The organism is Chroococcidiopsis sp. (assembly GCF_051657925.1).
In the GTDB taxonomy this organism is placed as follows: Bacteria; Cyanobacteriota; Cyanobacteriia; order Cyanobacteriales; family Chroococcidiopsidaceae; genus Chroococcidiopsis.
In genome coordinates this window covers 1-9,236 of the sequence record NZ_JBOFLP010000317.1, presented here as the reverse complement: position 1 = coordinate 9,236, position 9,236 = coordinate 1, and the positions used below count along the sequence as shown (strand labels likewise).

General features: G+C 43.0%; 9 protein-coding genes and 1 tRNA gene. 4 read left to right on the top strand and 6 right to left on the bottom strand.

The annotated features are described in order from the left end of the window. Positions 1–354: 354 nt before the first annotated feature. A complete protein-coding gene (locus ACRC32_RS25525; RefSeq protein WP_438556603.1) occupies positions 355–1,305 on the top strand; it encodes a cobalamin-binding protein in 951 nt (316 codons plus the stop codon). A gap of 134 nt (positions 1,306–1,439) precedes the next feature. Here the strand turns inward: ACRC32_RS25525 and ACRC32_RS25520 are convergent, their stop codons facing one another. Further along, a complete protein-coding gene (locus ACRC32_RS25520; protein ID WP_438556602.1) occupies positions 1,440–2,135 on the bottom strand; it encodes a PHP domain-containing protein in 696 nt (231 codons plus the stop codon). Between the two features lie 270 nt (positions 2,136–2,405). Then, positions 2,406–3,056 (bottom strand): L-threonylcarbamoyladenylate synthase, encoded by a 651-nt coding sequence (locus tag ACRC32_RS25515; RefSeq protein ID WP_438556601.1) that lies wholly within the window; start codon positions 3,054–3,056, stop codon positions 2,406–2,408. A gap of 150 nt (positions 3,057–3,206) precedes the next feature. Between ACRC32_RS25515 and larC the strand changes: the two genes are divergently transcribed. Further along, positions 3,207–4,463, top strand: a complete 1,257-nt coding sequence (gene larC / locus ACRC32_RS25510) for a nickel pincer cofactor biosynthesis protein LarC (RefSeq protein ID WP_438556600.1) — start codon at positions 3,207–3,209, stop codon at positions 4,461–4,463. Positions 4,464–4,467: 4 nt separating this feature from the next. Then, positions 4,468–4,647 carry a hypothetical protein gene (locus ACRC32_RS25505; protein ID WP_438556599.1) on the top strand — a complete coding sequence of 60 codons (180 nt, stop codon included), beginning with the start codon at positions 4,468–4,470 and terminating at the stop codon, positions 4,645–4,647. Between the two features lie 85 nt (positions 4,648–4,732). Here ACRC32_RS25505 and ACRC32_RS25500 read toward each other — a convergent pair whose 3' ends face one another. Beyond that, positions 4,733–5,428, bottom strand: coding sequence for a hypothetical protein (locus tag ACRC32_RS25500; RefSeq protein ID WP_438556598.1), 696 nt, complete (start codon positions 5,426–5,428; stop codon positions 4,733–4,735). A 93-nt stretch (positions 5,429–5,521) separates the two neighbouring features. Further along, the gene (locus ACRC32_RS25495; protein ID WP_438556597.1) at positions 5,522–6,088 is read right to left on the bottom strand and encodes a DUF6658 family protein; all 567 of its coding nucleotides are present in this window, start codon (positions 6,086–6,088) and stop codon (positions 5,522–5,524) included. A 292-nt stretch (positions 6,089–6,380) separates the two neighbouring features. On the opposite strand from ACRC32_RS25495, the gene ACRC32_RS25490 reads away from it, so the two are divergent. Next, positions 6,381–7,319 (top strand): lysylphosphatidylglycerol synthase domain-containing protein, encoded by a 939-nt coding sequence (locus ACRC32_RS25490; protein ID WP_438556596.1) that lies wholly within the window; start codon positions 6,381–6,383, stop codon positions 7,317–7,319. A 180-nt stretch (positions 7,320–7,499) separates the two neighbouring features. Here ACRC32_RS25490 and ACRC32_RS25485 read toward each other — a convergent pair whose 3' ends face one another. Next, positions 7,500–8,735, bottom strand: coding sequence for a hypothetical protein (locus tag ACRC32_RS25485; protein ID WP_438556595.1), 1,236 nt, complete (start codon positions 8,733–8,735; stop codon positions 7,500–7,502). A gap of 323 nt (positions 8,736–9,058) precedes the next feature. Beyond that, a tRNA-Leu gene (locus ACRC32_RS25480) sits at positions 9,059–9,143 on the bottom strand. Positions 9,144–9,236: the final 93 nt, after the last annotated feature.

The window sequence follows — 9,236 nt, the reverse complement described above, 5'->3', positions numbered from 1 at the left end:
ATGCCCACCTTTTTCAGTAAGCTTTGTATAATTTCCATACAGCTATCGAACTCGTGCTTGTTTGTTCTAAGAGGCACTCTATCGGTTCGATAGCTTTTCTGTCTACTACTTCAGCCAAAAACTGTCCGGAGTATTGATTAGAAAGCAAATAGCTTTTTAGCGTCAAGAGGCGATCTATAAGAGTTTCCCATCAACTATTTGGATGTAATACTAGAGATTGATTAATAGCAGTGCCATCTCAAGTAGAATTTGATTATAGTTAATAAATATTTGTGCTAATTGTATAATTTTTTGCTTAAAAACCTAGTTTAACGTTGAAGTGACAGGATTCAAGTTGAGATGTAGGAGCGACTGATGAAAAAGCAAGATCTCAGAATAGTCTCGCTGATTCCTAGTGCTACCGAGATTTTAGCAGCATTGGGTCTAACAGACGCGGTGGTCGGGCGATCGCATGAATGCGATTTTCCTCCAGAAATACTCGATCGTCCGGCTTGTACGCGGGCGCGAATTAATTCTAATGGTAGTAGCGCTGAGATTCATCAGGATGTCAATCAACTAATCCAGTCAGCACTTAGCATCTACCAAATTGAAACAGAACTCTTAGAACAGTTACAGCCAACCCACATAGTCACTCAAGACCAGTGCGATGTTTGTGCTGTAAGTCTGGGTGAAGTAGAGAAAGCAGTTGCTAACCTAACGCATTCTCAACCTCACATCATCTCTCTTCAACCCAACATTTTAGCAGACGTGTGGGCAGATATAGAGCGTGTAGCTCAGACGCTCGGAGTCGATGCAAATAGACTAATTGAAAATATTCAGTCGCGGATTGAAGTTTGTCGACAAAAGGTTCGCGGGCTATCGGTGTCGGAATTACCAACAGTCGTATGTATTGAGTGGATCGATCCTCTCATGGTAGCAAGTAACTGGATTCCTGAACTAGTGGCGATCGCAGGGGGTCAATCCTTATTTAGTGTTTCTGGTCAGGCTTCTGCTCAAGTAAGATGGGAAAACCTGATAGCTGCCGATCCAAGTATTATTGTGGTCATGCCTTGTGGTCTTGACCTCAACCGTACCCAGACAGAAATTTTGCCTCTAACGCAGCGCCCAGAATGGCAGCATCTACGAGCAGTTAAAAGTGGCAGAGTCTATGCTACGGACGGTAACGCTTATTTCAATCGTCCGGGTCCACGGCTGGTCGATTCATTAGAAATTCTAGCCGAGATTCTCCATCCAGAAATTTTCGCCTACGGTTATAAGGGGACTGCTTGGGAACAAGTTCAGTTACCAGTGACCAGTGACCAGTGACCAGTTATTAGCAAGCCAGAAGTCGTAGGGGCGGGTTTTGAATGTAGCTCTCTTCTTATTAGTCCTGAATCTTTTGCTAAACCCGCCCGTACAGGAGTTTCAGAATTTTGAAGTCTAATCCTTCTAATCCTTAGTTACAGCCGCTGGAGCAGGCTACGACCGTGGGTATCCGTACCGCAGGTATTTAACAAGTGGTACTGTTGCGCCAGAGCGCATACTTGTTGAGTTTCTTTCGGGCTAGGTCGCCAGGGATGGGGATTGTTGTAGGCATAATATGTTTCTACCCCATCAACTCCCAGTTGGTTAGCAGCAGTAATAAGATCGAAAGGCGATCGCTTGTAGCGAGCTGGGTGAGCTAACACTGCTAATCCCCCTGCTTCATGGATTGCACTAATAATGCTAGCAGCACAATATGCTTCTCCGGTTGCAGTACGTCTTTGGAGATAGGGCTGCATACGTGCGTGTTGAGGATCGAATGCATATGCCAGAATATGCACTTCTGTATCCAACAATCCGGCATTAATCTCAACTCCACTCCATAATTGAGGCACGCAGTCTTCTAAATCTGGATGATGCAGTTGCCATTGGGCTAAATAACGCTGAGCAGCTCGATACCCAGCTATAGTATGGTGGTCGGTAATTGCCAATCCTCGCAGCCCGATTGAAATTGCTTGCTCGATTGCTTCTTCCGGTTCTAACCTACCATCAGAATATACCGTGTGCATGTGGAAGTTGAAAGTTAGCGGGCAACTTTCAGCATCAATTGTTTGAAAAACTCTCTGCAACTGCTGGCTCAATGAATTAGAAGTCTGGGCACAATAGACAGCCATAACCGCCTCAGAACGAATAGACGTTCGTTTAATTTCTCTAACATACTGCCCACTTATATCTGTGTATCACTCGTTACCTATTCCGCAATTGGAACTTAATTTGGAGCGATCGCAGCGATCTGAGGGAAGACTTTCTTTTCAATATGTTAAGACTAACTTAGCAAAACAATACACTTAATGGCACGATTCGGCTGATGAGAATTTTCGATGAGTCAATTCAGTTATTGGTCATTGGTCATTTGTCATTTGTTCTCTGCGCCCTGCTCCCTTCTAAACCCATGCTACGGCAGCTTCCCAGCCCTTACCTTGGCGGATAATTTCTGGTTCGTCTGTCGTCATGTCAATAATTGTCGAGACTTCATGTTCTGGCTCCGAGCCATTATCGACGATCGCGTCTACTATTTTGTCTAGGCGATCGAATAACTCGACTCGCGATAAGTTAGCTTCAGCTGGAGCAGAGCGCCCGTTGCCATTTTGTGGTAAGTGAGCTGAGGTAGAAATAATAGGATTACCCAAAGCATTTAATAAAGCAGCACAAATTTTATGGTTTGGTACTCGAATTCCCGTTGTTTTGCGCTTAGGATTTTGGACTAATTTCGGTACGAGCTTGGTGGCAGGGAGCAGAAAAGTATAAGATCCTGGGATTAAATGCTTCATAATCCGGTAAGCAGGATCGCTGACGATCGCGTAAGTTGCCACATTAGAGAGAGAAGGACACAAAAAAGTTAGCGGCTTATCATTTGATAGCTGTTTGATCTGGCGCACTCGCTCCACCGCCGATTTAGAATTAAGGTCGCAGCCGATCGCGTAGACGGTATCAGTGGGATACAGCATGACTGCACCATCGCGCAGCGCTGCAATAATTTCTTCCACAGTGCGAGTCTGAGGATTGTCGGGATGAATTGTGTAGACTATAGCCATAATGAGGGAGTCGGGAATCGGGAGTCGGGAGTTGGAAGTGGAGAAAGACCAAGGAAGAAGTCGGAAGTCAAAATTTTATCTTTTGTCTCTTGCCTCTTGCCTCTTACCTCTTGCCTCTTGCCTTCTCCACGCACCACGCACCACTAACTTATGACAAAACTAGCTTACCTCGAATGTCCTACTGGCATTGCTGGTGATATGTGTTTAGGAGCGCTGGTAGATGCTGGCGTGCCGCTAGAATACTTACAAGAACGGCTTAAGGGTTTAGGAATCGAACGGGAATATCAACTCAGGGTTGATTCCGTCCACCGTAACGGGCAGTTAGCAACAAAATTTCATGTCGATTTATTAGGTGACGAGCATCACCGCCACGACCATCATACCCATCATCACGGTCGTCATTTGCCGGAGATTGAAGATTTAATCCTCAAAGCTAATTTACCGATTCGTGCTGAAGCTTGGAGTTTAGCTGTTTTTCGTCAGCTAGCTGTTGCTGAGGGAGCAGTGCATGGTATTGCGCCAGAAAAAGTTCATTTTCACGAAGTTGGTGCGGTGGATGCAATTGTAGATATTGTCGGTACTTGCTTGGGTTTGGATTGGTTGGGGATAGATAAAATTTACTGTTCTGCCTTACCCACGGGAGGCGGGACAGTTAAAGCCGCCCACGGACTGATGGCGGTTCCCGTACCAGCGGTGTTGAAGTTATGGGAAATGCGCACTTGTCCAGTTTATAGCAATGGTATCCAAAAGGAATTAGTTACGCCTACGGGAGCCGCGATCGCCACCACTTTAGCTACAGATTTTGGCTCTCCACCTGCTATGACGATACAGCGGATCGGACAGGGTGCGGGTTCCATTAATCTACCAATCCCTAATATTCTGCGCTTGTGGCTGGGTTTGGAGACGTTGCATGATGCGCCCCTACAAGAATCAAATACTAGCCCATTTTTAGAGGCGATCGCGGTACTGGAAACCCAGATCGACGATCTTAACCCCCAGGCGATCGGCTACGTCTTGGAGGCGCTGCTAGCGGCTGGAGCGTTGGATGTTTTTACGCAGTCAATTGGGATGAAAAAATCTCGCCCTGGCATTTTGCTCACTGTAATTAGCCACCCTGACAAGGTAACCGATCTTGAGGCGATCGTCTTTCGAGAAACTACAACTTTAGGTATTCGCCGCTATACTCAACAACGGCTGGCTTTACAGCGCGAAATCCAATCTGTAACCATTAAATACGGTACGGTGCGAGTTAAAATTGCTTGGACTGGTACAGCCACAGAGCGTCAAATTACTAACGTCCAGCCAGAATACGAAGATTGTTTGCAAGTTGCTCGACAGCACGATCTTGCTTGGCGAGAAGTTCATCGATTAGCGCTGCAAGCTTGGTACGAAAAGAATTCGCAATAGTGAGATGGGACAAATTGACGAAAAAATTGCACTTGAACTTGCGATCGTGGAATATTCTACTTTTGTGGGACTTCAGCAATTATTTCCAAACGCCGATTCTCACTGGCTAGAACAAATTTTTCATCGTTTTAACCAAATGGCTTCTATTTACTGTGTGGTTCTCAATAGAAAAGAAATTGAGTAAATTAGTCAAGTCACTGAGTTTGTTTCTAGCAAAAAATTAGGGCGAGCCTGTGCTCGCCCTTAGCAACAGAAATTACGTGAGATAATTAGTCAATTGCATTTCTGGCAGCTTGTCCAGCTTCGTCAGCTTTGCGTTGCGCGCTCTTGCCTAAATCTCTAGCTGTATCCTTGGCATCTTCAGCAGCACGGCTGACATTTCTGTCTGCTCCTCGTAGGGCATCAGAGGTGTTGTCTTTAATATTTTCCGTACCGCGCTTCGCACCTTTTGCTAGGTCTTCGGCAGTGCCTTTAAGCTTGTCCTGGAGATTTTCAGTATTTCGGCTAACATTCTTACCGAAATCTTCAGCGTTCTCTCCTTTTTTACCTAGAATTCGCTTGGTGTTTTCGCCAACATCACTTGTTTGGTCGATGACGTTGCGCTCGGCATTTTCGATTAAGGCATTAGCCTTTTTGTTAGCTGCCTTCTCTAAATCTCTGGCTCTAGGATCGACATCGCTAAATTCATTCATTGTCGGTCCTCCCTCAAACTTGTTCACCACGCCGCGATCGGGAGAAGTTGCCGTACCACCTGGAACTTCTGGTCTAGGATTCTTTTGTCCTGGGACGGCTAATTTCCCAGCAGGAACATCCTGTCTTCTTCCAGTCACAACTCCTGCATCAGGACTCTTTGCTTGTACAGAACTAGAGCAAGCAGTGCTAACAAAGAGTAAAATTCCTGCCATACAGGTGACTAAAATTCGTCCCAGATGGACTTTTTTCACAGCAGTTACGATCCTGTTCATGTTAATACTCCCTTTAATTGGATAGAGTTATTTGTGAGAGCAAGATGTTTTTTGTTCTTGTTTCGCCACAAAACTTTGCTACTCGATTAGAACCTATTGACCTAAAGCAGGATTGCTTTGAGCTTCTGGTCTTCTGCTAGCTTCTGCTGCTTTTTCTTGAGTAAACTCCGATGCCTCTTTAAAAGCTTCTTGCACCTTTTCTAAACGGTTACCGAGCCGCTCTCCTAAATCTTTATTTCTTTGGTTCAACCCGCCTGCTTCGGGTTGTTTAAAGTCTTTCGCTGTTTTGATTGGTAATTCAGTTTCTTTTTCTGCTCTACCGGCTGGGGTTTCTGCTCCAGGGTAAAGAAGTCCTTCGCTGTTAGCTGCTACAAGCAGAGAATATCCATCTAAACTAGCGCGATTAGTTGGCGATTTATCGGGTGTCTCTTTAACTGTGGGATCGGTAGTATATTTATCTACGTTGTTGTAGTTAACCCCAGGATTTTTGTGAGGATTGTTGTTTCCACCCGCTTGAACAGCAGGGTTGTTCGGATTTGTACCTTGGGCTGTCGTTGCATTGCTACAAGCTGTGCTGAAGACCAGCAATACGCTAACCAAGCATACCGTCAGCACTTGGCGCAATCTTAGTTTTTTGAACAAAGTAGTTAACTTTTGCATAAAACCCTCCTATTTACTGAACCAGTTCGCCAAATGCCCTTGGTCTAAGTGCTGCAATAAACACTAGAACTGTTAATCTCAGCCGCGTGCTAAATTTCATGCTTTCAATTAGACTTACTTATATATGTGTCAAGAGCATTTTGGCGTTATTGTATAAAGTGGCTCGAATTTGACCAACGATTGCTAATCTTAGGCATTTACGAACGATCGCTACCTCTAGCAAAGGGTGCATTTTGCAATCGCTATAGTTCAATTTGTTTCTAACTCAAGAGAGATTCGCATTGGAAACTGAATGCAGCACATTTTGTCACGCCTGAAACCTTACTTGCGCTGGATAATACTAGGCGGGACTTTGTTTTTCTTAATAACAGCTTTCAAAAACAATTGGCAAGAAGTAGCAGCAATTCGGATTGCTACTTTAGGATGGCTAACTTTAGCGACCGCTTTAGGTGTAACTCTATTCGCCCATATCTGGTCTGGATGGGTCTGGACTTGGATATTAGAGGAATTCAATCAGACCGTCAATATTCCTCAATTCGTGCGAGTTTATTTGCAAACAAATATTGCTAAATATTTACCAGGGAATGTCTGGCATTACTACGGTCGAATTTCTGCGGCAAAAACTGCTGGTATTCCTACCAGCATAGCAGCTTTAAGCGTATTGTTAGAACCTTTATTAATGGCGGCTGCCGCAATCGTGTTGGCTTTGCTAGGAATCCAATCGGCGATCGCTCTAACTCAAAGTTATATCCAATTGTTACTATTTTTTGTCTTAGCTGGGGTATTGTTAGCAATTCACCCTCATTTGCTAAACTTGGCGATGCGGTTGCTCAGTCGAATGAAATTTAAATCGACTACAAATACAAGCGATCGCGTTCTTTGCCAAATTAAACGCTACCCTTGGCGACCTTTATTGGGAGAATTGGGTTTCGTGGGATTGCGAGGAACGGGTTTTTTACTAACTTTACTAGCTATAATTCCGCTATCAATAGAGCGTATTCCTTTATTATTTGCTGCTTTTAGTTTAGCTTGGGTCTTGGGATTAGTAATTCCTGGTGCGCCTGGAGGTTTAGGAGTCTTTGAAGTCACGGCGATCGCTTTATTGCAACACAGTTTTTCTACTGGTGCAGTCATTAGCGCGATCGCTTTATATCGCTTTATTAGTATTACTGCTGAAGCTGCTGGAGCGGGATTAGCTTGGGTAAATGAGAGATCGATCGTTGGTAATTGATAGTTGGTGGTTGGTTACCTGCAAATCATCAATGATGAATGATAGATAGTAGCAATTTTCAATCATTGGCGAATAATAAATACTTTTATAACTATGTGGATATTGTTTGCCCTACAAATATTGATAAAAATCAGGTGAGCATTGCTCATCCTACAAATGTTCGACAAAGTTAATAAGATATCATTTAACTGATATTGTCATATTGTCTGCATAAATTGCAAATATGATAGTGAAAATTTCAATAAAATTAGTCATCCAAGCACAATTTTCTGGAGATTTTTCATAATACATAATTAAATCGGCAACACAAGCTTCCAAACGTATTCGTGCGGGTTGACAAATTAAGACAATCTTCAATAAGAGTATGACAACCGTAAGCGGATTACCTTGCGATATTAATGATTCTAGTAGCAGTGAAGGCTGTTTTCGCTTATCTGTTGTTAAATAGTCTATCAGTTTGTTGCATGTTTTCAGCAACATTGTATCGGTTAGCGTCTGATCGTGCCAGGTTTCATATAACGAATCTAATTTATGCCATAAATTGAGTTTTAAGGTATCAGAAAACTCCTCACTTTCTCCATAGCAAAGTAGATAGTCTTTTAAACTTTGCTTAAACTTTTTGTAGTTCTGTCCTTGAGTTGTTTTGCTAAATACGTTAGCCATGTTTGTATAGCTATAAGTATCGCGTTTAGCTACAATGAGCTTAATGACTCGGAGAATCTCATCTCCCACATCTGTCGGATTTTGAATTTGGCTGTCGATTCCAGCAGATTCAAACCGTGCCATATACATCGCCAAGTCAAACTTAAATCTACACCGTAGTTGTAATGCTCTATTTCTAGCTGCTTCTCGTTGTTCGATTGGGTTTCTTAAGTCGTTATATTGAGTTGAGAGCAAGATTGGTGCGTAGCGAGAATTCCAACGAGCGTGTTCTTGAAATTTAGCCTGAGCATACAATTCTAATTTTTGATAATCGTCGCTTTTAGCAAAAGATTGTATCCAGCTTCTTAAGCGATCGACCATTGGCGAAAGAGACTTTCGCTTAGTAATTGGATCGGTTAGAATTTCCAGTAGCTGTTGTATGTATTTAAATTTTCTTTTAGAAACCCAGTTATTGACGAGAATATAACACGACCGTTTGAGCGTATAATGAAATTCTTGGCGATCGTTGGCAAACACAATTTCATATATAGAGCGGATGACATTGGAGTTGATTGGGTCGTCATCTTGAATAAATAAATATCTGAATTCCTTCAAAACGTTTTCAGGCGACCACTGCTTAATAATGTCTAACAAGTAAGCATATATAGTTTCCTGTGCTTCTTCAAATTTGCTTGTTTGCCGCGAGGTAAGATTGCTTGCAGTTTGTGCTTCGCTGGACGAACCAGTAGCATCGAAGATAGTAGGCTTAACCATACAATGCCTTTCCATTTAGGAAGCGATTTTGTTCGCGCTCGAATTAGGTGTTATATAGTATGAACTATAGTTTAAAAAGTTTTAGTACAGTAGAGTATTTCTGTGCAATTTTATCGTAAACATGTGGTAAACAAACATCCGTAAAATTACGGGTAGGGTGGTTCGAGAAAGGAAAATTTCTGAGTAATATTCCGGGATAGTTTATAGCTATTTCAATGGAAAAGTTGGTAGGCAATTGCAATCGGAGAAAACACGTAAACACGTAAACACGTAATTAAAGCACAAAAACCTACGCTGTTAGCGTAGGTTTTTAAAGTATCTTATGGGGGCGGAGGGACTTGAACCCTCACGACCGTTTAAGGTCAACGGATTTTAAGTCCGTAGCGTCTGCCATTCCGCCACGCCCCCTTAGCTATCAGTGTGAGTTGTGACAGGGTTGTCTACCCCGCTTTACTATTCCAGCACTAAAGGGAAATTTATGCAACTAAAAAAAGAAAGTAG